20 protein-coding genes, 1 tRNA gene and 1 pseudogene are annotated in these 21646 nt (G+C 69.9%); 12 read left to right on the top strand and 10 right to left on the bottom strand.

What is annotated here, in order from left to right; genetic code table 11:
* Positions 1-3: 3 nt before the first annotated feature.
* Positions 4-825, bottom strand: a complete 822-nt coding sequence (gene cobA, locus GT358_RS00110) for a uroporphyrinogen-III C-methyltransferase (protein WP_166580547.1) — start codon at positions 823-825, stop codon at positions 4-6.
* Between the two features lie 146 nt (positions 826-971).
* On the opposite strand from cobA, the gene GT358_RS00105 reads away from it, so the two are divergent.
* The 8 genes from GT358_RS00105 (at position 972) to GT358_RS00070 (ending at position 7938) form a co-directional block, all read left to right on the top strand.
* A complete protein-coding gene (locus tag GT358_RS00105; RefSeq protein ID WP_371416175.1) occupies positions 972-2009 on the top strand; it encodes a cobalt-precorrin-5B (C(1))-methyltransferase in 1038 nt (345 codons plus the stop codon).
* Positions 2006-2746: a precorrin-6A/cobalt-precorrin-6A reductase gene (locus tag GT358_RS00100; RefSeq protein WP_166580545.1), complete on the top strand. Its 741-nt coding sequence runs from the start codon at positions 2006-2008 to the stop codon at positions 2744-2746. The genes GT358_RS00105 and GT358_RS00100 overlap by 4 nt, the downstream gene beginning before the upstream one ends.
* A 9-nt stretch (positions 2747-2755) precedes the next feature.
* Positions 2756-3379: a DNA-3-methyladenine glycosylase gene (locus GT358_RS00095; RefSeq protein WP_166580544.1), complete on the top strand. Its 624-nt coding sequence runs from the start codon at positions 2756-2758 to the stop codon at positions 3377-3379.
* Positions 3376-4275 (top strand): fatty acid desaturase, encoded by a 900-nt coding sequence (locus GT358_RS00090; protein ID WP_166580543.1) that lies wholly within the window; start codon positions 3376-3378, stop codon positions 4273-4275. Before GT358_RS00095 ends, GT358_RS00090 begins: the two co-directional genes overlap by 4 nt.
* Positions 4272-4931, top strand: coding sequence for an alpha/beta fold hydrolase (locus tag GT358_RS00085; RefSeq protein ID WP_166580542.1), 660 nt, complete (start codon positions 4272-4274; stop codon positions 4929-4931). The genes GT358_RS00090 and GT358_RS00085 overlap by 4 nt, the downstream gene beginning before the upstream one ends.
* Before the next feature lie 131 nt (positions 4932-5062).
* Positions 5063-5647 (top strand): HNH endonuclease, encoded by a 585-nt coding sequence (locus tag GT358_RS00080; protein ID WP_166580541.1) that lies wholly within the window; start codon positions 5063-5065, stop codon positions 5645-5647.
* A 232-nt stretch (positions 5648-5879) separates the two neighbouring features.
* Complete coding sequence (gene mgtE / locus GT358_RS00075; protein ID WP_166580540.1) at positions 5880-7244, top strand: magnesium transporter; 1365 nt, start codon at positions 5880-5882, stop codon at positions 7242-7244.
* Positions 7245-7251: 7 nt separating this feature from the next.
* Positions 7252-7938 carry an MgtC/SapB family protein gene (locus GT358_RS00070; RefSeq protein WP_166580539.1) on the top strand — a complete coding sequence of 229 codons (687 nt, stop codon included), beginning with the start codon at positions 7252-7254 and terminating at the stop codon, positions 7936-7938.
* Positions 7939-7944: 6 nt separating this feature from the next.
* Here the strand turns inward: GT358_RS00070 and GT358_RS00065 are convergent, their stop codons facing one another.
* On the bottom strand, positions 7945-8409 hold the full coding sequence (locus GT358_RS00065) for a YbjN domain-containing protein (RefSeq protein ID WP_166580538.1): 465 nt from the start codon (positions 8407-8409) through the stop codon (positions 7945-7947).
* 257 nt (positions 8410-8666) lie between these two features.
* Here GT358_RS00065 and zwf point away from each other — a divergent pair, with 257 nt between their 5' ends.
* The 4 genes from zwf to GT358_RS00045 all read left to right on the top strand — a co-directional run bounded on the left by zwf (position 8667) and on the right by GT358_RS00045 (position 12577).
* The gene (gene zwf, locus GT358_RS00060; RefSeq protein WP_166580537.1) at positions 8667-10121 is read left to right on the top strand and encodes a glucose-6-phosphate dehydrogenase; all 1455 of its coding nucleotides are present in this window, start codon (positions 8667-8669) and stop codon (positions 10119-10121) included.
* 583 nt (positions 10122-10704) lie between these two features.
* A complete protein-coding gene (locus GT358_RS00055; protein ID WP_166580536.1) occupies positions 10705-11739 on the top strand; it encodes a cysteine synthase A in 1035 nt (344 codons plus the stop codon).
* A gap of 67 nt (positions 11740-11806) precedes the next feature.
* The gene (locus GT358_RS00050) at positions 11807-12427 is read left to right on the top strand and encodes a M35 family metallo-endopeptidase (protein ID WP_166580535.1); all 621 of its coding nucleotides are present in this window, start codon (positions 11807-11809) and stop codon (positions 12425-12427) included.
* Between the two features lie 60 nt (positions 12428-12487).
* A tRNA-Ser gene (locus tag GT358_RS00045) sits at positions 12488-12577 on the top strand.
* Positions 12578-12843: 266 nt separating this feature from the next.
* Here GT358_RS00045 and GT358_RS00040 read toward each other — a convergent pair.
* The 8 genes and pseudogenes from GT358_RS00040 to GT358_RS00005 all read right to left on the bottom strand — a co-directional run.
* A complete protein-coding gene (locus GT358_RS00040; RefSeq protein ID WP_166580534.1) occupies positions 12844-13560 on the bottom strand; it encodes a M48 family metallopeptidase in 717 nt (238 codons plus the stop codon).
* Positions 13557-16772 carry a type I restriction endonuclease subunit R gene (locus GT358_RS00035; protein ID WP_166580533.1) on the bottom strand — a complete coding sequence of 1072 codons (3216 nt, stop codon included), beginning with the start codon at positions 16770-16772 and terminating at the stop codon, positions 13557-13559. The genes GT358_RS00040 and GT358_RS00035 overlap by 4 nt, the downstream gene beginning before the upstream one ends.
* Positions 16773-16914: 142 nt before the next feature.
* Positions 16915-17646 carry a DUF3800 domain-containing protein gene (locus tag GT358_RS00030; protein ID WP_166580532.1) on the bottom strand — a complete coding sequence of 244 codons (732 nt, stop codon included), beginning with the start codon at positions 17644-17646 and terminating at the stop codon, positions 16915-16917.
* The gene (locus tag GT358_RS00025; protein ID WP_166580531.1) at positions 17639-18835 is read right to left on the bottom strand and encodes a restriction endonuclease subunit S; all 1197 of its coding nucleotides are present in this window, start codon (positions 18833-18835) and stop codon (positions 17639-17641) included. The genes GT358_RS00030 and GT358_RS00025 overlap by 8 nt, the downstream gene beginning before the upstream one ends.
* Entirely contained in the window at positions 18828-20345 is a 1518-nt protein-coding gene (locus GT358_RS00020; RefSeq protein WP_166580530.1) for a type I restriction-modification system subunit M, read from the bottom strand. Before GT358_RS00020 ends, GT358_RS00025 begins: the two co-directional genes overlap by 8 nt.
* Positions 20342-20935 (bottom strand): restriction endonuclease subunit S, encoded by a 594-nt coding sequence (locus tag GT358_RS00015; RefSeq protein WP_166580529.1) that lies wholly within the window; start codon positions 20933-20935, stop codon positions 20342-20344. Before GT358_RS00015 ends, GT358_RS00020 begins: the two co-directional genes overlap by 4 nt.
* An 82-nt stretch (positions 20936-21017) precedes the next feature.
* On the bottom strand, positions 21018-21401 hold the full coding sequence (locus GT358_RS00010) for a hypothetical protein (protein WP_166580528.1): 384 nt from the start codon (positions 21399-21401) through the stop codon (positions 21018-21020).
* Positions 21398-21646, bottom strand: a pseudogene (locus tag GT358_RS00005) (recombinase family protein); the annotation flags it as partial. The gene GT358_RS00010 and the pseudogene GT358_RS00005, both read right to left, overlap by 4 nt.

The following is a 21646-nucleotide window of genomic DNA, read 5'->3' as shown; positions in this document are numbered from 1 at the left end:
CCCTCAGGCGCTCGCGCTCAGGCCGCGCGTGCCCAGCGGATCGGCCGAGCGCACGACCCCCGCCCAGTCCAGGGCCTGCCGCAGCAGCACGGCCCGCCCCACGCACAGGATGGCCGGCGCCTCCGCCCGCGCCGCCTCCTCGGCCAGCCGTCCCAGCACCGTCTCCACCACGCGCTGGCGCGGCGTCGTCGCCTCCGAAACGATGGCGCAGGGCTCGAGGGCCCCGCGCCCCGCCGCCATCAGCGCGCCCGCGATCGTCGCCGCGTGCTTCAGCCCCATATAGATGACGATCACCTCCGACGCCCGCGCCACCGCCCCCCAGTCGATGGCCGAGGGTGCCTCGCCCGACTGGTCGTGCCCGGTCACGAAGGTCACCGACTGGTTCACGTCCCGATGCGTGACGGGAATGCCCGCATAGGCCAGCCCCCCGATCCCGGCCGAGATGCCGGGGATCACCCGGAACGGCACCCCCGCCTCGACCAGCGCCAGCCCCTCCTCGCCGCCGCGGCCGAAGACGAACGGATCGCCCCCCTTCAGCCGCAGCACCCGCCGCCCCTCGCGCGCGAGTTCGATCAGCCGGAGCGAGATGTCGCGCTGCTTCGGGCTGGGCTTGCCGCCGCGCTTGCCCGCATGGATGCGCTCAACCCCCGGCGCCCAGTCAAGGATGGCCGGTTCCACCAGCGCGTCGTGCACGACCACGTCGCAGCTTCGCAGCGCGTGCAGCGCGTGCAGCGTCAACAGGCCCGGATCGCCGGGCCCCGCGCCGCACAGCCACACCCAGCCGGGCAGGAACGGGGGCCAGTCGTGAGGGGGCAGGGCGGTCATGCCCCCTTATGCGCCCGCGCGCCGCCCGCGAAAAGCCGCCCCGCGACCGCGCACCCTCCGAACCCGACGCACCCCCGCGCCCCCGGTTGCCGCCGCCCGCTCGGGGCCGCCTTGCGCCCCGCCCCGCCCCGTCCCATCTTGCCCCCGTGAGCGAGACCCCCCTCCGCCGAGGCTGGACCACAGGCGCCTGCGCCACCGCGGCCACGCGCGCCGCGCTGTCGCGGCTCTGGAGCGGCGCCTGGCCCGATCCCGTCACGATCCGCCTGCCGCGGGGCGAGACCCCGTCCTTTCCCCTCGCCCATCGCGCCGAGGGACCGGGCTGGGCCGAGGCGGGCATCGTCAAGGACGCGGGCGACGACCCGGACGTGACCCACGGCGCGCTGATCCTCGCCCGCGTCGCCCCCTCGGCGGGCGGCGTGCGCTTCCGCGCGGGCGAGGGGGTGGGCACCGTCACCATGCCCGGTCTGCCCGTCCCGCCGGGAGAGCCCGCGATCAACCCCGTCCCCCGTGCCATGATGGAGGAGACGGTGGCCGAGCTCGCCTCGGAACACGGCCGCCCCCCGGATGTGGAGATCACCGTCTCCGTCCCCGGCGGCGCCGCCCTGGCCGCGCGCACCTGGAACCCCCGCCTCGGCATCGTGGGCGGGCTCAGCATCCTCGGGACGACCGGGATCGTCAGGCCATTCTCCTGCGCGGCCTGGATCGCCTCCATCCACCGCGGCATCGACGTGGCGCGCGCCGCGGGCCTGCCCCATGTCGCGGGCTGCACCGGCGCCACCAGCGAGGCGGCGGTCCGCGCCCTCCACGCCCTGCCGCTCGAGGCGATGATCGACATGGGCGACTTCGCCGGCGGCATGCTCAAGTATCTCCGCCGCCATCCCGTCCCCCGCGTCACCGTGGGCGGCGGCATCGCCAAGATGGCCAAACTGGCGCAGGGCGCGCTCGACCTCCACTCGGCCCGGTCGCAGGTGGACATGGCTCGCCTCGCCGAATGGGCGGGCGATCCGGCGCTCGCCTCGGCGCCCACCGCCCTCGCCGCGCTCGAGGCGGCGGGCCCCGCCCTCGCCGCCCGCGTGGCCGAGGAGGCACAGGCCCGCGTCTCCGACCTTCTCGGGGCGTCAGCCGCGGCCGACGTGGTCGTGGTGGACCGCGCCGGCCGCATCCTCGGGCGGGCCGGCCCGTGATCCTGCTTCTCGCCGGCACGGCCGAGGCGCGCCGCCTCGCCCACGCCCTCGCGGAGGCCGGCCTGCCCGCGGTCGCCTCGCTCGCCGGCGCCACGCGCGACCCTGCGCCCCTCGCGCTCCCCGTGCGCCACGGCGGCTTCGGCGGGGACGAGGGCTTCGCGGCCTTTCTCGACGCGCATCCCGTCCGCGCCGTCATCGACGCCACCCACCCCTTCGCCGCCCGCATCACCGCACGCACCCACCGCATCTGCGCCGCCCGCGCCCTGCCTCTCCTGCGGCTCGAGCGGCCGGGATGGGGCGAGGGGCCGGGCCGCCGCCTCGTCGCCTCCGAGGCCGAGGCCGCCGCCCTGATCCCGCCCGACGCGGTCGTGTTCCTCGCCACGGGGCGCGGCTCGCTTCCCGCCTGGTCCGGCTTGCGTGCCGCGCGCGTCCACCTGCGCGTCATCGACCCCCCCGACCGCCCCTTTCCCTTTCCCGGCGGCTGGGAGGTGGGCCGCCCCCCCTTCGACGCGGCGGCCGAGGCCGGGACCTTCCGCCGCCTCGGTGTCACGCATCTGGTGGCCAAGGATTCCGGCGGCCCCGAGGGCTGGCCCAAGATCGAGGCCGCCCGCGCCCTCGGCATCCCCGTCCTGCTCCTGCGCCGCCCCCCGCTGCCCACCGGCCTGTGCACCGTCACGACCGAGGACGACGCCCTCGCCTGGGCGCGCTCCGTTGCTGCTTCGTTCCGGTCCGTGTAGCCTGACCCCATGCGCCTGATCCACAGTCCCGCCTGCATCGACGAGGGGACGGCCTGGCTTGCCGCCCGCGACCCGCGCTGGGCGACGGCGCGGCAGGTCGCGGGCTCCATCCCGCTGCGCCGCCATGCTGACGGATTCCCGCGCCTCCTTCTCTCGATCGTCAGCCAGCAGGTCTCGACCGCCGCCGCCGACGCGATCTGGGCCCGGCTTGAGGCGCGAGGCCTGACCGATCCCGCCGCCATCCTGTCCGCCACCGACGAGGACCTGCGCGCCGCCGGCCTCTCGCGCCAGAAGGCCCGGTACGCCCGTGCCCTCGCGGGGACTCCCATCGACTACCCCGCGCTCCGCACCCTGCCGACCGAGGAGGTCGTCCGCCGCCTCACCGCCGTCCCCGGCATCGGCCCCTGGACGGCCGAGATCTATGCCATGTTCGCGCTCGGCCATGCCGACGCCTTCGCCCCCGGCGACCTCGCCCTGCAGGAAGGGGCGCGCCTCCTCTTTGCCCTGCCGGACCGCCCGACCGAGCGGGCCCTGCGCGCCATGGCGGCCGAATGGTCCCCGTGGCGGGCGGTGGCGGCGCGGCTGCTCTGGGGCTATTACGGGGTCGTCCGCTCGCGAGAGGGGGTGCGATGACCGAAGCCGATCGCGGCGCCGCCGCTCTTGCCGCCATTCCGCCGGCCGAACGCGCGGCCCTGGCCGAACGGTCGGACCGCGCGGGCCTCCTGCACCTCGCCGGCCACGGCGGCGCCATCCTGCTGACGGGGACCCTGATCGCCGCCCAGATTCCCCTCTGGCCGCTCCTTCTGCCGGTGCACGGCGTGCTCCTCGTGTTCCTGTTCACGCTCGAGCACGAATGCACCCACCGCACCCCCTTCGCCTCCGCCCGCCTGAACGAGGTCGTGGGCCACCTCTGCGGCGCCCTCCTGATCCTGCCCTTCCGCTGGTTCCGGCCCTACCACCTCGCCCATCACCGCTGGACCAACCAGCCCGGCGACCCCGAGCTCGAGGGCGGCGACAAGCCCGCCACACGGCGCGCCTGGGCGCTGCACGTCTCGGGCCTGCCCACCTGGGCCGGGCAGATCCGCACCCTCTGGCGCCTCGCCCTGGGGCGCGAGGCCGCCCCCTACCTTCCCCCCTCCGCCCGGCCCGCCATGACGCGCGAGGCGCGCGCCCTCCTCGCGCTCTACGGGGCGGGGGCGCTCTCGCTCCTCGTCTCGCCGCTCCTCTTGTGGCTCTGGGTCGTGCCGCTCCTGCTGGGCCAGCCCGCCCTGCGCCTCTACCTGCTGGCCGAGCACGGGGACTGCCCGCGGGTCGCGGACATGCTGCTCAACACGCGCACCACCTTCACCAACCGCCTCGTGCGGTTCCTCGCCTGGAACATGCCGTATCACGCCGAACACCACCTGATGCCCGCCGTCCCCTTTCACCGCCTGCCCCGGCTGCATGCGCTGATCCGCGACCGGCTGGGTAGCACGGCCGACGGCTATGCCGCCTTCACCCGCGACTTCCTCGCCCGGAGACCCCTGTGACCAGACCCCTCTCGGCGCTCCGCGCCGGCCCGCCGGCGCCGCGCTCGGCGCTCGTGTTCCTGCACGGCTACGGCGCGGACGCCCACGACCTGATGGGTCTGGCCGAGCCGCTCGCCCCCCACCTGCCGGGCACGGCCTTCCTGTCCGTCCACGCGCCCGAGCCCTGCCGCAATGCCCCCTGGGGCCGCCAGTGGTTTCCCATTCCCTGGCTCGACGGCTCCTCCGAGGCCGAGGCCCGCGCAGGCCTGCTCGCCGCCGCCGCGGACCTCGACGCCTGGCTCGACGAGACCCTCGCGGCCGAGGGCCTTCCCCCCGGCCGCGTGGCGCTCTGCGGCTTCTCGCAAGGCGCGATGATGGCGCTCCACGTCGCCCCCCGCAGGCCCGAGCCCCTTGCCGGCATCGTCGCCTGCTCGGGACGCCTGCTTGCCCCCGACCTCCTCGCAGCCGAGGCGCGCTCGCGCCCACCCGTCCTTCTGCTCCACGGGGACCGCGACGACGTGGTGCCCTTCGCCGCCATGGCCGAGGCCGAACGCGCCCTGCGCGCGGCGGGCTGGACGGACCTGTCCACCTACACCATGCGCGGCACGCCCCACGGGATCGCCCCCGACGGGCTGGGCGCGGCGGTGGCCTTCCTGCGCGACCGGCTGGGGGGCTGAGGCCTTGTCACCTCCCCGTCACCTTTGCGCGATACGGGGATGCCGCCACCTGGCCAGATGTTGCGGCGCTTGTCGCCGGAACCCCACCAGCTATAGTGCCCCCGGGGCATGACGCGAACGGATGGAGCGGCATGACGGACGAGTTCAGGACCAGCTTCGTACGCGATCCCGCGTCGCTCCGCCAGCATCCGGCCCTTGTGCTCAATGCCGACTACCGGCCGCTCTCCTACTACCCCCTCTCGCTCTGGCCCTGGCAGGAGGCCGTCAAGGCCGCCTTTCTCGACCGGGTGGAGATCGTCGCCACCTATGACGACGTGGTGCGCTCGCCCTCCATGACGCTGCGCATCCCCTCGGTCGTGGTCCTCAAGGACTATGTCCGCCCGCAGAAGACCGTGGCCTTCACGCGCTTCAACCTGTTCCTGCGGGACGAGTTCTGCTGCCAGTATTGCGGCGCCAAGGGGGATCTGACCTTCGACCATGTCGTGCCCCGCTCGCGCGGCGGCCGCACGAGCTGGGAGAATGTCGTGGCCGCCTGCTCGGGTTGCAACCTGCGCAAGGGCAACAAGCCCCTCAAGGCGTCCGGCCTGACGCTCCGCCGCCCCCCCCGGCGCCCGGGCGCCGAGGAGCTGCGCAACATCGGCCGCAAGTTCCCTCCGAACCACCTGCACGACAGCTGGATGGACTTCCTCTATTGGGATGCCGAGCTGGAGGCCTGAAGGCGGCGATTCGGGCTTGACCCGTGAAAGCCTGCCGCCTAGGTCGCGACCGCCGGCATCCGCCGGCATGCCCCCACAGGAGGCCGAATTGGACGACGGTAGTAGGCGCATCGCCCGTCCCGTCCGTGCCGTTCGTGCACGGGGGCCGGGCCTGCGCATCCACAACAGGAACGGGTCGGCATCCTGACAGGCGGTCGGGGCCGCCGGCCCCGCCATGCCCGAGGACGGACCCATGACCGCAACCACCTGGAACAGCTTCGCCATCAGCCGCTACCTGCGGGCCGGTGACCTGCGCTCGATCGGCGCGGCACTGCGCGAGATGCACCCCGCCGACACCGTGGCCGCCATCCGCGACTTCCCGCCCGCGGACCTCGCCCGCATCATCGGCACCCTCCCGGAGGACCGGCAGGCCGAGCTCTTCGGCTATCTCCCGCCCGAGACGCAGGCCGCGCTCGCCGCCGCCATGTCGCGGCGCGACCTCGCGCGCCTGCTTTCGGCCATGCCCCACGACGAGCGCGCGGACCTCTTCGCCGACCTCTCCGAGGAGCAGCGCCAGGCCATCCTGCCCGGCCTCGCCCAGGCCGAGCGCGACGACCTGCTCAAGCTCTCCTCCTACCCGGAGGGCAGCGTCGGGGCCGAAATGACTTCGGACTATGCGACCGTCCCGGCCGGCGTCTCCGCCGCCGAGGCGATCGACCACCTGCGCCGCGCCGCCCCCGACGCCGAGACGATCTACAACTCCTTCGTCACCGACGCCGAAGGACGGCTCGTCGGCACGGTCTCGCTGCGCGACCTCATCGTGGCGCCGCCCGGTGCCACTGTGGACGACGTGATGCGCCGCGACCCCGTCTCGATCCGCGCCGACGCGCCCCGCGCCGAGGCGGTGGAGCTGATCCGCCGCTACGACCTGCTCGCGCTGCCCGTGCTCAACGGCGGCGACCGGCTGGCCGGGATCGTGACCTACGACGACGCCATGGACGTCGCCCAGGAGCAGGAGACGCTGTCCTTTCGCAAGACCGGCGCGGTGGGTCCCATCAGCGAATCGATCCTGACCGCCAGCATCGGCCTGCTCTATCGCAAGCGGGTGTTCTGGCTGGTGCTTCTGGTGTTCGGCAACATCTTCTCCGGCGCCGGCATCGCCTATTTCGAGGACACGATCGCGGCCTATGTTGCGCTCGTGTTCTTTCTGCCGCTGCTGATCGATTCGGGCGGCAATGCGGGCTCGCAATCGGCCACGCTGATGGTGCGCGCGCTGGCCACCGGCGACGTGCGCACGCGCGACTGGGGACGGATGCTCGGCCGCGAGATCCTCGTTGCGGGGCTTCTCGGGCTCACGATGGCCGTTGCGGTCTCGTTCCTCGGCATCCTGCGGGGCGGGCCGGACATCGCTCTGGTCGTGGCGCTGACCATGGTCATCATCGTGCTCATGGGCTCGGTCGTGGGCATGTCGCTGCCGTTCCTGCTGCACCGCTTCGGGCGCGACCCGGCCACCGCCTCCGCTCCGCTCATCACCTCCATCGCGGACGGGCTGGGCGTGCTGATCTACTTCGGCATGGCCACCGCGCTGCTCGACCTCACCGTGCTCGAGACGGAGTAGCCCGGCCATGACCGTCGCCGCCGCCGCCCTCCATCTCGTCGCGGCCCTCGTGTTCGGCGCCCTGATCGGCGCCGAACGCCAGTGGCGACAGCGCCTCGCGGGGCTCCGGACCAACACGCTCGTCGCGCTCGGCGCGGCGAGCTTTGTCGTCTTCTCCGCCGCCTTTCCGGACGAGGTCAGCCCCACCCGCGTTGCCGCCCAGGTCGTCTCCGGCATCGGCTTTCTCGGCGCCGGCATCATCTTCCGCGAAGGGCTCAACGTCCGCGGCCTCAACACGGCCGCCACGCTCTGGTGCTCGGCCGCCGTGGGGGTGATGGCCGGGGCAGGGGCGATCGCGCTCGCCGCGCTCGTCACCGCGCTCGTGATCTTCGTGAACCTCGCGCTGCGTCCCCTCGTCATCCGGCTCAACCGGCAGCCCATCGAGACGACCGAACTGCCGCAGGTGCTCTCCTGCTCCGTCGTCTGCCGCGCCCCGCACGAGGCGCATGTCCGCGCGATGATGCTGGCGGACTTCGCCGCAAACGGCCTGCATCTGTCCGCGCTCACGAGCGAGAACATCGAGGGCAGCGACCGGGTCGAGGTCACGGCCGAAGTGACCGCCCCCAACACGCCCAGCGGGGTGCTCGAACAGATCGTGGGCCGCCTCAGCCTCGATCCGGCGGTCACGGCCGCGCGCTGGCGGCGCGCGACCTGACGGCCCTCACCAGTCGATATCCTCCATCAGCCCGTCGAGGGTGGAGGACCAGATGTCCATGACCCCCCGGAACGTCGCCGGGGACAGGCCCCCTGCGGTCGTGACGAAATAGCTCAGGAACGGATCGCCCTCGGCATTAACGTCCACGCGGCCCGCCACCCATTGCCGGTTCCAGTCGTTGGCCCAGGCCGCATCGAATCCCGGATCGACGTCGAAGCTCGTGCGGAACTGGAGGTCGCGGCAACCGGCCCGCTCTTCGGCGCAGCCATAGAAGTGGACCGTGTAGCGGATGCCGTCCCGGTCCACCCGGATCAGCGGAAAGCCCTCCTCGTCCTGTTCGAGCTGCGCCTTGTGCCCGTAGGCCCGCAGCGCCGAGAGCACCGTCTGCGGCTCCTCGGCCCGGACCGTCTGCGCCTCGGCCGCTCCGGCCATCCCCGCGCCCAGCGCGACCGCGATCACCAGCCGAGCCATCCCCTGTCCTCCCTTGCCCCCTGACGCAGCGTAAGGGGCCGGGGGGCGGCCGATCAAGCCGCTCTGCCGCCCCGGTGCTTGACAAGGCGCGCGCGAGGGGCGGACAACGCCCCATCTCCCGGCACCATCCCGGCTGAAGCATCCGTGTTCCGTCCGACCCGTCCCCGTGTCCGCGTTGCCCACTGGACCTGTGGCAGCGCACCGGCTAGAGAGCGGCCGTTAGCGCTAACGGAAGCGCTTCGGGGGAAAGGGCGTTCATGGTCTCTCGTGTGATCCCGGTGGACCCCTTCGACCTCGTGATCTTCGGCGGGACGGGGGACCTCGCGCGGCGCAAGATCCTGCCCGGCCTCCTGCGCCGCTTCCATGCGGGCCAGATGACGGCCGACAGCCGCGTGATCGGCGCCGCGCGCTCCGACCTCGGGGCCGAGGGCTGGCGCAGCCTGATCCGCGAGGGGATCGAGGAATTCGCCCCCGCGCTCGCGGCCGACCGCGACACGCTCGAGGCGTTTCTCGAGCGGCTCGATTATGTCTCCATCGACGCGACCGGCGACGGCGGCTGGGACCGGCTGTGCGACCTCATGCGCCCCGGCGCCGTGCGCGCCTTCTACTTCTCCGTCGCCCCGTCGCTCTTCGGCCCGCTGGCCGAGCGTCTCCACGCCCACCGCATCGCCGACCGCGAATCGCGCATCGTGGTCGAAAAGCCCTTCGGCCGCGACCTCGCCAGCGCCCGCGCCCTCAACCGCACCCTCGCCGAGCATTTCGACGAGAGCCAGATCTACCGCATCGACCACTATCTCGGAAAGGAGACGGTCCAGAACCTGATGGCCGTCCGGTTCGGCAACCTCCTGTTCGAGCCGCTCTGGAACAACCACTACGTGGACCACATCCAGATCACCGTGGCCGAGACCGTGGGCGTCGAGGGCAGGGGGGATTACTACGACAAGGCCGGGGCCATGCGCGACATGGTCCAGAACCACCTGATGCAGCTTCTCTGCCTGATCGCCATGGAGCCGCCCTCCCGGTTCGAGGCCGACGCCGTGCGCGACGAGAAGCTCAAGGTCATCCGCGCCCTCAAGCCCGTGCGCCCCCACCACATCGTCCGCGGCCAGTACGACGGTACCCCCTCCGCTCCCTCCTACCGCGAGGAGGTGGGCAATCCCCGCTCCTTCACCGAGACCTACATCGCGCTGAGGGTCGAGATCGCCAACTGGCGCTGGTCGGGCGTGCCCTTCTACCTGCGCACGGGCAAGAAGCTGCGCGCGCGCCATTCCGAGATCGCCGTGGTCTTCAAGGACCTGCCCCATTCCATCTTCGAGGGCGACGACCGCCCCCACCGCAACATCCTCGCCATCCGCCTCCAGCCCAACGAGGGCATCGACCTCACCGTGACCATCAAGGAGCCGGGGCCGGGGGGCATGCGCCTCACGGACGTGCCGCTCGACATGACCTTTGCCAAGGCGCTGGGCAATGGGGCCGAGGACGTGCCCGACGCCTACGAGCGGCTGGTGATGGACGTGATCCGCGGCAACCAGACCCTGTTCATGCGCGGCGACGAGGTGGAGGCCGCCTGGGCCTGGACCGATCCCCTGATCGCCGGGTGGGAGGCGCGCAACGACGTGCCCAAGCTCTACGATCCCGGCTCCTCGGGTCCCGACGACGCCATGATGCTGCTGCATCGCGAGGGCCGCCGCTGGCGCGACATCCGCGCCTGACGGGCGCGGCCCGCGTCCTCCCTCTCGGGGGGTCCCGTTCCGGCTCCGCCGACGCGGCGGGACCGGCGGGCGGGCGGCAGGCTTTCCGGCCTCCGGTGCGGGCCCTGTGGCTCCGGCGCCACGGGCCGGAGGATGGGGGCCCGGACGGGTGCTCGCGGCGGGGGGCGTTAACCCGATCTTAACCTCTCCTGTGGCAGGTCCTGTCCTGTCGCGGGTCCTCCCCTTCGGGGCCCTGCGCGCCGCAGCCCCGCGCCTCTCCGGCGCGGGCGCTGCCGGGACAGGCCCTTTCCGCTCCCCCCGCGGGGGCAGGGGCGGCGCGCTGCTCTTTACAGGGCCCGGGAAGGGCGGGCCCACCGGGTGTCCGAAGCCGTGCACCAGCCCGCACGCGCGAGAGGGCCCGGCCGCCCGCGGGACGCATCCCGCCGCCGCCCGTCACGGGAGGACAAACCCTGCCCGCAACGGCGCGGCATCCACGACCTGCCCGGATGGCGCCGGCCTCGCCGGCCGTCCCGGCGGGGAGGGGGCTCCTTGCGCCCCCCCGGCGCCGCTCCTACACAGGGGCCGCAACCACGGGGGCCGCGCCATGACCACTCCCAGACCCGACCTCGCTGCCGTCGTGGGCAACACCCCCCTGATCCGCCTGCGCCGCGCCTCCGAGGCGACGGGCTGCGAGATCCTCGGCAAGTGCGAGTTCATGAATCCCGGCCAGTCGGTCAAGGACCGCGCCGCGCTCTGGATCATCCGCGACGCCGTGCGCCGCGGCGCGCTGGAACCCGGCGGCACCATCGTCGAGGGGACGGCCGGCAATACCGGCATCGGGCTTGCCCTCGTGGGCGCCTCCATGGGCTTCCGGACCGTCATCGTCATCCCCGAGACGCAGAGCCAGGAAAAGAAGGACATGCTCCGCCTTGCCGGGGCCGAGCTCGTCCAGGTCCCCGCCGCGCCCTACCGCAACCCCAACAACTACGTCCGCTATTCCGGCCGCCTCGCCGCCGAGCTGGCGCGCACGCTGCCGCACGGCGCGATCTGGGCCAACCAGTTCGACAACACCGCCAATCGCCAGGCGCATATCGAGGGGACGGGACCGGAAATCTGGGAGCAGACGGGGGGCCGCGTCGATGGCTTCGTATGCGCGGTGGGGACCGGCGGGACCATCGCCGGCGTGGCCGAGGCGCTCCGGCCGAAGGGCGTCAAGATCGGCCTCGCCGACCCCGAGGGGGCGGCGCTCCACGCCTACTACACGACCGGCCAGTTCGACGCCCCCGGCACCTCCATCACCGAAGGCATCGGGCAGGGACGCATCACCGGCAATCTCGAAGGGTTCCGCCCCGACTTCTCCTGGCGCATCCCCGATTCGGAGGCCCTGCCCATCGTCTTCGACCTGCTCGAGCACGAGGGCCTCTGCCTCGGCGGCTCCTCGGGCATCAACGTCGCCGGCGCGATCCGCATGGCGCGCGAGATGGGGCCGGGCCACACGATCGTCACCATCCTCTGCGACTACGGGACGCGCTACCAGTCCAAGCTCTTCAATCCCGCCTTCCTGCGGGAGCGCGGTCTGCCCGTCCCCCGCTGGCTCGATCGCCCCCCCGCATCCATTCCCGGCGTCTTCGAAGATTGACGCCCTCGCATTGACCGCCTGCGCGGCGGTCGCTTAGCTGGCCGGGGGGCACCGACGGAGAGGGGTCATGCGCATCGCGTCCCTGGTACTGCTCGCCGTCTGGCCCGGCGCTGCCGCGGCCCAGGGCTTCGAGAACTGCAGCAAGCTCGAGGCGCGCGTGGCCGGCGCCGCGCTCGACGGGGCCGTGACACTGGCCCTGCTCGCCGCCGACTCGGTCGCCGACACGCCTGCCTATGTCCGCTGGTTCGGCGAATGGGACGAGGACCGCGCCGCCACGGTCCGGCGCACCCTCCGGCGGACGGCAACGGTTCTTCAGGACCCTTCGCTGACATTCGCCTGCCTCGCTCCGGCGCGCATCGAATGCAAGGGCGACAAGCGCGACGACATCTACGGCTTCGTCCTGTACGACCGCCCCCGCATCGTCCATCTCTGCCCCTCGTTCTTCCGCATGCCCGGCATCGCCGATGCGAAACGCGGGCTGGGCGATCAGACCGACGGGACGCGCGAAGGGACCATCATCCACGAGGTCACGCACTTTCCCTCCGTCGCCGGCACCGTGGACGAGTGCTATTCCCGCCCCGTCTGCGAGGGGATGGCGCTCTCCGATCCCGACCTCGCCGTGATCAATGCCGACAGCTTCCAGTACTTCGCCGAGGACGTGACGATCGAGGCGCTCCATCCCCGCTGACACGGCCCGGCCCCGACGCCCCTTGCATCCGCCCGCCCCGCAGGGCACATGACGCCGGACGGAGCGGTGGCCGAGTGGTCGAAGGCGCACGCCTGGAAAGTGTGTAGGCGGGAAACCGTCTCGAGGGTTCGAATCCCTCCCGCTCCGCCACTTGCCCCCGCGAACGCGTTCTCCCGATCCGGCTGCGGCCGGATTTTTCCGTTGTTTTCGAGGGTTATGCAGGAGGGGCTGAGCACTTCCCCTGCCGTCGCGAGGCCCCGAAGCGGTCTCTCAGGTCCGATATTCTCCGGACCTGTTGACTGCGCTCGTTTGGTGAATTTCTTATAAGCCCTTGTAAGATAGCAAAAAAATCCAGCGTCCGAAATTGCTTGGATTGGGGTCGCGTTCGCGCCTGCCGCGACTGGGTTCGGAAACTCTCAGACCATGGCCCGTTCCAGTCTCTGCTTCCGGCGCTCCCAATCGGGCATCACCTTGTCGAGGAGCGCGAAGAAGGCGGCCCCGTGGTGAGGTTCCGCCACGTGGCAGAGCTCGTGGGTAATGACATAATCGATGGCGTCGACCGGGGCCTGCACGAGGCGGCGGTTGAGCAGAAGGCGTCCGGCCGGCGACATGGACCCCCATCGCTGCCGGATCTGGCGGACGATGAGACCTTTCGGGCGGAATGCCTCGGGATCCGGGAACAGACCGAGACAGAGTTCGATCCGCTCCGGAAACTTGATGTGGGCCCGGTCCCGGTACCATGCCTCGACCAGTTCGCGCGTCACCTCCGGCCTGGCCGGCCGGTGTGTCTGCACGACGATGAAACCGCGGATCAGCTTCACGCATTCCTGGACATGCGGCACGACCTTCAGCCGGTACTGGCGCCCGAGGTAGAGATGCGTTTCACCGGCGACGAACCTGCGCTCCGGCGTCCGCGGCAGGAATTGGGCAAAGTACCGTTGCTGCCTCGTCACCCAAGCCGCGCGCTTCCGCAGCCTGGCTTCGATGGCGTCCAGAGTCGCGTCTTCCGGGGCCGCGATCACCACCGAGGCATCCGGCTCGACGGCGATCTCCAGTGTCTTCCTGGGTCGGCGGACGATCTCGTACCGGATCTCCTGCTCGCCGTACTGCAGGCAGTGCAGTTCCCGTGTCATGCTGCAAACCGCGCCCGGGCAAGATCCATGATCTTCAGTTCGAGATCGTCGAGCACCTCCAAGGGCAGATCGACGCCCCGCTGGTCGCGCAAGACGTCGAAGAAGTAGTCGTCGACGGCATTGCGCAGATTGTTCTGGGCCACCTCGTTCGACCAGATGTCGACGATCAGGTGGGACTTGACGATGTCGATGATCTCCAGAGCGATGGATGCCGCTTCGTCGCCGACCACCGGCTCGTCGCCCCTGATCTTGAGCTGACCGTCGAGGATCCCGAAGAACGCCTGTGCATCCTCATCACCTCGGATGCTTTCGGGAACATCCCGGCCCCGATCCTTGCGGGCCACCTTGCTTGCGAGGTCCACGACGCTGTTCAGGTACTCGCGCTCGGAGAGCCGCTTCTCGCGATAGGCGCGAATGGTCGCTTCGAGCAGCTCGGAGAACTGTTTGTAGAAGGTCGGGTCCTCATCCATCTTCTCGGTGATCGCCCTCCGGGTCGCGCTGGCGATGCGATCCGCCTTCGAGGCCTCGGACACCCCCGTCTCCTCGACCACGGCCTTCAGCGCGTCGGGATCGTTGATGTTGACCAACTCGATGATCGTCTCCGCCGGCATCGCCACGACGTGGTCATCGAGCAGCTTCTGGATCTTCGGCTCGAACTCGCGGACATCGACCGTCTCCTGGTAGCGGAGTTGAACCGAGCGCCTGAGCTCGGAGAACTGCTTCCAGTCCCGCTTCAGGGCGTCGACCCTCGCGTCGTCGAACACATCGAAGAGCTTGTCGGACGAGAGCGAGATGTGCAGGCACCGGCTGAAGGCCTTGAGGCGCGCATAAAACTCGTGGCGCAGCGCGTCGTCGGCGAGGTGCTGCTCGAACTGCTCCATGTCCTTCTTGTTCCGCACAGGCTTGAAGAGGTCCCAGAGCTGATCGTGCAACTGGGGCAGCTTGCGGATCTCTTCGCGGACGTCATGGACCGTCCCGGCGAGGTCGGCGGCCTCGTAACCTTCGAAGGCGCTATAGGTCGTCAGGGCGCTGTCCAGTTCGCCCAGCAACCCCTCGTAATCGACGATGAAGCCGAACTGCTTCTCCGTTCCACCATCCTCGTAGAGCCGGTTCACCCGCGCGATGGCCTGCAGAAGATTGTGCTCCTTCAGCGACTTGCAGACGTATAGCACCGTGTTCCGGGGGGCGTCGAAGCCGGTGAGCAGCTTAGAGACGACAATCAGGATCTCCGGGTCGCCGGAGCCCTTGAAGGCGTCGATGATCTGGCGGTTGTACCCCTCCTCGGTGTTGTACCGCGCCATCATCTGCGACCAGAAGCGGCGGACCAGATCCCTCGACTCCTGGTCGACCTCCTCGTTGCCCTCGTTCTCGTCCGGCGGCGAGATGACGATCGCGCTCGAGACATGGCCGATCTCGTCGAGAAACTCCTTGAAACGGACGGCTGCCGCCTTCGACGGGGCGACCAGCTGCGCCTTGAAGCCGGTCCCCTGCCAGTGCTGGCGATAGTGCTCGGAGATGTCGAACGCCTTGGCCCGGATGGCCTGGTCGGTCCTGGCCAGCGCGTCCATCCGGGAGAACTTGCGCTTGAGGTCGGCCTTCTGGCTGTCGGTCAGCCCCGCGCTGATCTTCTCGAACCAGCGGTCGATGACGGCGCCCGAGACCTGCTGTTCGACAAGCCGTCCCTCGTAGAGCAGCGGCACGACGGCGCCGTCGGCGACCGCTTCTTCGATGGCGTAGCGGTGAATCAGCCGCCCGAAGGTCGACAGCGTGTTCTTCTCCTTCTTCAGCAGCGGCGTTCCGGTGAAGCCGAGGTAGCAGGCCCTGGGCAGCAGACGCCGCATCCTGGCGGCGAACTGGCTGTGGCCGCCGTAGCGACCCGTCTGCGTCCTGTGGCTCTCGTCGACCAGCACGAAGATGTTCGGATCCTCGTCCGCGAGATTGCTGTTCCTCAGCGCCGTGTCGAACTTGTTGATGATCGTGGTGACCAGCGGCGCCTTGTGCCGGATGAGTTCGAGAAGATGCACCCCGCTGGTCGCGCGGACCGGCTCGAGGTCGCAGGACTTGAACGTGTCCTTGATCTGCCTGTCGAGATCGTCGCGGTCCGTGACGATAAGGATGCGCGGGTTCGCGATGCTGCGCTCGAGCGCGAGCGCACGCCCCAGCATCACCATGGTCAGCGACTTGCCCGAGCCCTGGGTGTGCCAGATCACGCCGCCCTTGCGGGCGCCGCTGACGTCATGCTGCTTGACCGTCTCGACGGCGCGCCGGATGCCGAAGAACTGCTGGTGGCGCGCCACCTTGCGCACACCGCCGTCGAACACGGTGAAGCGGCGGATGAGGTCGAGCAGCCGCTCGGGGCGGCACAGCGCGTACACTGTCCGGTCCTGAACCGTGACCGCGCGGTCGCCTTCGGCGGCCATCGCGTCGAAGTAGGCGCGCGCGCCCGCGAAATCGCCGGAGAAGATGGCGTCCTTCTCCGCCGCGGTGAGCACGCGGTTGGCAAGGGGCGCGATGGCCGCGTCGGTGTCTTCCTCGTCGCGCCAGGTCTGCCAGAACCTGCCCGGCGTCCCGACCGTCGCATAGCGCGCCTCGTTGCGGTTCATGGCCACCAGCAGCTGGGCGAAGTGGAAGAGCTGCGGGATGTTGTCCTCGTTCTGGTAGCCGATCAGCTGGCTGTCCGCGCGTCGAAGGCTCTCGGTCGGCCGCTTGTTCTCGATCACCAGGACGGGGATGCCGTTCACGAAGGCGACGATGTCGCAGCGCCTGGTCTGGCTCGAGCCGGTCCGCTCGACCGCGAATTCGGCGGAGACGTGGAAGGCGTTGTTCTCCGGCCGCTCCCAGTCGATGTAGCGGAACGAGTAACTCTTCGAGTCGCCGTCGATGGCCTTGGTGATCGTCGTGCCCAGAAGAAGCGTGTCGTAGATGTCCTGGTTCGTGCCGCGCAGGCCCTTCAGGCGGTCGGGCGTGGGCTTGAGCCGCCGCATCGCCTCGTGCGCGTCCTCGAGGTCGAAGGCATACTCCCGGCCGCGATGCGTGAAGCGGTTGATGCGCATGAGCTGCTCGGCGAGCACATCGTCCAGCACCACGTTGCGCAGCCGCCCCCCGCGCAGACGCAACGCCTCCGCCTGGCTGAGCGGGGCGAACCCGAGCGCCACCAGCAGCTGCAGCGCTGGAACCTGGGACTGAACCTTCTCGGCGGCGTCGAAGGTCATGGGGCGCGCTCCCGAGCCCGGATTAACTTGCAGTCAAGGGGCTCTGTGGCTATATACCGATCAAAGGATTGGGCATTTCCCGGTCGACAGAGGGGTCCTGGAGCTTCCGGGGCCCCTTTGTTTTTTCCGCTCTGACAGGGGCTTAGGGGAAGCATTTGAGGCCTTTGAGCTTGGGCTTGATGATCTCGAACGCACGGTTCGGCTGGTCCGGGCGCAGCCGCGACAACGCGATGGGCCGGGCGGTCAGGTCGGCCAGCTGCAGGCCGGGGGCGTTGGCCGCCTTCGGGATGAACACGGGCTGGAAGTCGAAGCGGCTGAAGTCGTGCCGGCGATAGCCCCAGTGGCTGTCGTTTCCGGCAATGCGCCGGAACTCCAGTTCAAGCTCCGCGTCTTCCTTGGCGCCCCGGCTCTCGAAGACGACGTGCACGGTCCTTCCGTGCTGCTTTTCTGCGGTCAGCATCAGATGCAGCCGCTCCATGCAGAAATGAAGGGCGATTTCGTAGGGGTTCCAGGGGTTGGCGTATCTGGCGCGGTGCCTTTCCTTGTCGATGACCGAAGCGAAGATCGTCATCGGGGCAGCCTCCACCAGCGCATTCATCTCGTCGAAGAAGCGGCTGCGCAGCTCGCGGTCGGTGCGCAGCAGGCCGAAGGGACCAAGGCTCTTGCGGATCTCGTGTTCGTGCAGGACGACCGAGTCGTGCCCCCAGATGCCGAACTTGAACCGCTGCATTGCGGGCACGACCGTGGTGATGTAGTCGTCCTTTCGCAGGACGCAGAAGGTCAGCGCGAAGACGGGATACTGCGGGTCGATGCTGACCATCCCGTGATCGCCGCTTTCGTCGGCAAAGACGATGAAGTCGGAGAAATCAGGCAACAGGCTCCTCCGGCATCACCCTCCACGCGCCCGTCAGCAGCTTCTGCATCAGGCCGCGCTTCTGGCGGGTCAGGGCGTCGATCTCGGCGTCGAGAAGGGCGAGTTCCTCCCGGCCCGCCGAAAGCGCGGCGGCAATCCGGTCCTGCGTCTGCCGGTCGGGCAGTCGCAGGGGCGAGGCGAGCCAGTCTTCCGGCGAGACCCGCCGCGCCTTGCGCTGGCCGCGCGCAAGATGGACCTGACGGGTGTAGTATGCCGGGCGCGTCAGATACTCGATCAACCAGACCGGATTGACGGCCTCGGAACAGTCGAAGGCCGGAAGGTCGAGGGTGGATTCGAGCCCGTCCAGTTCGGGGCCGATAAGGGCGAAGGCGCCGTTGAGGAAGTCGAGCTTGCTCCAGATGATCTGGCCCGCCCGGCGCCGGTAGTAGCGCGTGTTTGCGCTGCCGCCGCGGGGCTCGTCCTTCTCGACGGCGCCCTTGCCGTAGAGACGGACGGAAATCTTGCGCGCCGTGGCCCCGTCCGTGCCGGGCTCACGGCTTTCGGTCAGGACATCGCCGAAGGTGGCCGGACGACCGGCACGGCTTGCTGCGGCGATCAGCCTGCCGCGCAGCCCGTCGAGCCGCCGCGCCTTGGCCGCGCGCAGGGCGGCGAGCCGTTCGAGCGCCTCGTCCCAGGTCCGCAGGATCGCCGCGATCTTGCGCTGTTCGGGGAGAGGGGGGAGGCTGATCTCGATGGATGAGAGATGCTGTTGGTTGACAGACGGAACAGCACTTTCTTGGCTGAACCGCCCAAGGTCCTGGGTAAGGAGAAAGTAGTATAGAAACTCCCCGTCTAATTTCTGCCTATCGGGAATCGCCGCCATCATGTTGTTGTCGATTGCAGTCGGGCGCAGGAGAATCCGTCTTCTGTTTAGCTTGAGCGCAGCGCCAACTTTCGGGAAAACAACGGCACCTGCAGGCTGCAGGGTGGCACGAAGCTCGCGCAGGGCTGCAACGGAAACCCAATGTTGGGCCGTGGTGATATACTTCTCGTTGCCGGCGATGGTCAGATCGCTAACCTTGATGAACGGGTGATCACCACTCCTATGGCCCTGATGGGCCTCGCTAAAACCGCTGCCCCCTCGAAATGTGCAGGCGTCCCCTAAGGCGATCTCGATCCAGTCCGTCGCTTGAAACTCTAGGTTACCCATCAACACCCAACTCCCTCAGATACCCGGCCATCCTCGCCCGCACTTCGGCCAGTTCCGCCTCGATCCGGGCGATGTCCCTCTGCACGGCGGCCACGTCGATCTCCTCCTCCGGTTCGAAGGTATCGACATAGCGGGGGATGTTCAGGTTGTAGCCGTTTTCCGCGATCTCCTCGGGGCTTGCCCGATGGGAATAGCGCGGGGTCTCGGCGCGGGTGCGGTAGGTCTCCAGCACCCGGTTCACATGGCCCTCGTCCATCACGTTCTGCGTCTTGCCGGGGGTGAAGTCGCGGCTGGCGTCGATGAACAGCACGTCGCGGCGGTCGGCATTGGCGCCGCCCTCCTCGCGCGAGCGGTCGAAGATCAGGATGGCGACCGGGATGCCCGTGGTGGTGAACAGGTTGGCGGGCAGGCCGATGACGGCGTCGAGCAGGTTTTCCTCGATCAGCTTCTGCCGGATGCGCCCCTCGGCCCCGCCGCGGAACAGCACGCCATGCGGCACGATCACCGCCACCCGGCCGGTCTGGCGCCTGGCGATCTCGATCATGTGGGTGATGAAGGCGTAGTCGCCCTTGGATTTCGGCGGCACCCCGCGCCAGTAGCGCTTCCAGGGGTCGGCGGCGGCGTTTTCGGCCCCCCACTTGTCCAGGCTGAAGGGCGGATTGGCCAGCACCACGTCGAAGCGCATCAGGTGGTCGCCCTCGACCAGCGCGGGGCTGTTCAGCGTGTCGCACCATTCGATGCGCGCGGCGTCGCGCGCGTGCAGGAACATGTTCATCCGCGCCAGCGCCCAGGTCGCCCCGTTCACCTCCTGCCCGTAGAGGGCGAAGTTCTCGGACCCGACCACCGTTGACGCCTGGATGAGCAGCGAGCCCGACCCGCAGGCGGGATCGCAGATCGTGTTGCCGGGCCGGGGTGCGGCCAGCAGGGCCAGGAGCCGCGAGACGGCGGCGGGGGTATAGAACTCGCCCGCCTTCTTGCCCGCGTCCGAGGCGAAGCGCGAGATCAGGTAGATGTAGCATTCGCCGATGATGTCCTCGCTCACCCGCGAGGGGCGCAGGTCGAGCGCGGGCTTGGCGAAATCCTCGAGCAGGTTCTTCAGGCGGCGGTTGCGGTCCTTCGGGCGGCCGAGATTGGCTTCGGAGTTGAAGTCGATGTTGCGGAAGACGCCCTCGAGCTTGGCGCGGTTCGCATCCTCGATCCGCTCCAGCGCGATGTTGATCAGCTCGCCGATGTTGGGCTCGTTCCGCTGGGCGTAGAGGTCGTAGAAGCTGGCGCCTTCGGGCAGGATGAAGCGCTCGCGCTCGAGCCGGCGGCGGATGCGGGCCTCGTCGCCGCCGTATTGCCTGCGGTAGGTCTCGACATGGTCGTTCCAGAGGTCCGAGATGTATTTCAGGAACAGCATCACGAGGATGTAGTCCTTGTACTGGCCGGCATCGACCGCGCCCCGGAAGCTGTCGCAGGCCGCCCAGGCGGTCTGGTTGATCTGGCTCTGGGTGATCTGATCGGTCATCGGGCGGTTTCCTTCCGGTCGGCGGCCCTGGCGGCCTCGCCGAGAATGAGGCTGAAAAGGTGTTCCCGGCGCGCGGCCAGGCGGCGGAGCAACTGCGCCTCCCGGCGCGCCAGCGCGTCGAGTTCGACGATGCGTCTCTGCGTGGGCAGGTCGGGCACGGCGATCTCGAGGTTCTCGAGGACCGCCATCGGGATCATCCGCAGGCTCGTGCCCTGCGCCTCGGCGCCCAGCCTGCGCTGCGCGTCCGGCTGGTTGATGGCCCAGGCGAGGTAGTCGGGCAGAACGCGGCGCCGGTCGGGGCGAAGGATCACCAGCGGGACGATGACCGCCACGGGTTCCGGCAGCGGGTCCGGAATGGCGGCCGCGGTGTTCGGCTCGCCACGCGACCGGAACACGACCTCGCCGCCGCGGACGAAGTATCGGTCGGGCAGCTGGCCCAGGTCGTATCTCTGGAAGTCGGGGCCCGGCGCCTCGCCGCTCGTCGCGATGTCACGCAGCTGCAAGGCCGGCACGCCGCCATCCCGCAGCGGATCGAGCCGGCCGCGCGCCGTGTAGCCGGAGCGAATGTCTGAGAGCTGCGCGAGCCGCATGAACGGAATCTCTGTAGAGCTGATTACAGAACTCTACGCCTTGCAGAGCGGCGCGTCAATCTACGGTAGCGCAGTTTCCTTCCTACAGAGAAAAATGTTTTGCCTGGTGCTGCCATGTGAGGGGGAACGGCTCCAGCACCTGCGCCAGGCTCACCTTCGGCCCCTGCTTCCCGTCCAGGATTGCCTCTACGATGTCGGGCGCGAGCAGCGTGAGCCGCAGGACGCGGGTCATGTATGAGGGGGCAATCCCCTCCCGCTCGGCCAGTTCGACAACGGTGACGAACTCGCCCGATTCCAGCATCCGCTTCCAGCGGAAGGCACGGGCCAGGGCCTTGACGAGGGCGTCGTCGGGGCGTCGGGGCGGCGCGATGCCCTCGGGCAGGCGCATTTCCTTGCGCCCGCCGCGCTTCGCGAGCCGGAAGGGCACGCGCAGGGTGACGGTATCGGCGGGCGCGGGACGGGTCATGCGGCCTCTCCGACCGCGCAGGCCAGCATCTTGCGGGCGAGGCCGGCAAGGCCGTCGATGCGCAGGCGCAGGTCGAAGCCGTCGGGAGCGAGGTCGATCCGCTCGACTAGGAGCGCCACGATGCGCGCCTGCTCGGCGGGGAAGAGTTCGTCCCACAGCGGGTCGAGCCGTTGCAGGGCCGCGCGGGCTTCGTCCTCGGTGACACCATCGGCGCGGGCGCGTGCCGCCTTCCACGTCCCCGCGAC

Origin of the sequence: Rubellimicrobium sp. CFH 75288, assembly GCF_009904055.1 — a bacterium.
In the GTDB taxonomy this organism is placed as follows: domain Bacteria; phylum Pseudomonadota; class Alphaproteobacteria; order Rhodobacterales; family Rhodobacteraceae; genus Rubellimicrobium.
The sequence above is the reverse complement of the archived record's forward strand: the minus strand, read 5'-3'. Positions and strand labels throughout refer to the sequence as shown.

Coding starts and splice junctions, on each gene's coding strand:
- GT358_RS00065 (WP_166580538.1), bottom strand. CDS start 8,409: ATGGCTCGGCTGGTGATCGCGGTCGCGCTGGGCGCGGGGATGGCCGGA.
- GT358_RS00040 (WP_166580534.1), bottom strand. CDS start 13,560: ATGACACGGGAACTGCACTGCCTGCAGTACGGCGAGCAGGAGATCCGG.
- GT358_RS00025 (WP_166580531.1), bottom strand. CDS start 18,835: ATGGGTAACCTAGAGTTTCAAGCGACGGACTGGATCGAGATCGCCTTA.
- GT358_RS00035 (WP_166580533.1), bottom strand. CDS start 16,772: ATGACCTTCGACGCCGCCGAGAAGGTTCAGTCCCAGGTTCCAGCGCTG.
- GT358_RS00050 (WP_166580535.1), top strand. CDS start 11,807: ATGCGCATCGCGTCCCTGGTACTGCTCGCCGTCTGGCCCGGCGCTGCC.
- GT358_RS00010 (WP_166580528.1), bottom strand. CDS start 21,401: ATGACCCGTCCCGCGCCCGCCGATACCGTCACCCTGCGCGTGCCCTTC.
- GT358_RS00020 (WP_166580530.1), bottom strand. CDS start 20,345: ATGACCGATCAGATCACCCAGAGCCAGATCAACCAGACCGCCTGGGCG.
- cobA (WP_166580547.1), bottom strand. CDS start 825: ATGACCGCCCTGCCCCCTCACGACTGGCCCCCGTTCCTGCCCGGCTGG.
- GT358_RS00015 (WP_166580529.1), bottom strand. CDS start 20,935: ATGCGGCTCGCGCAGCTCTCAGACATTCGCTCCGGCTACACGGCGCGC.
- mgtE (WP_166580540.1), top strand. CDS start 5,880: ATGACCGCAACCACCTGGAACAGCTTCGCCATCAGCCGCTACCTGCGG.
- GT358_RS00095 (WP_166580544.1), top strand. CDS start 2,756: ATGCGCCTGATCCACAGTCCCGCCTGCATCGACGAGGGGACGGCCTGG.
- GT358_RS00090 (WP_166580543.1), top strand. CDS start 3,376: ATGACCGAAGCCGATCGCGGCGCCGCCGCTCTTGCCGCCATTCCGCCG.
- GT358_RS00080 (WP_166580541.1), top strand. CDS start 5,063: ATGACGGACGAGTTCAGGACCAGCTTCGTACGCGATCCCGCGTCGCTC.
- GT358_RS00070 (WP_166580539.1), top strand. CDS start 7,252: ATGACCGTCGCCGCCGCCGCCCTCCATCTCGTCGCGGCCCTCGTGTTC.
- zwf (WP_166580537.1), top strand. CDS start 8,667: ATGGTCTCTCGTGTGATCCCGGTGGACCCCTTCGACCTCGTGATCTTC.
- GT358_RS00055 (WP_166580536.1), top strand. CDS start 10,705: ATGACCACTCCCAGACCCGACCTCGCTGCCGTCGTGGGCAACACCCCC.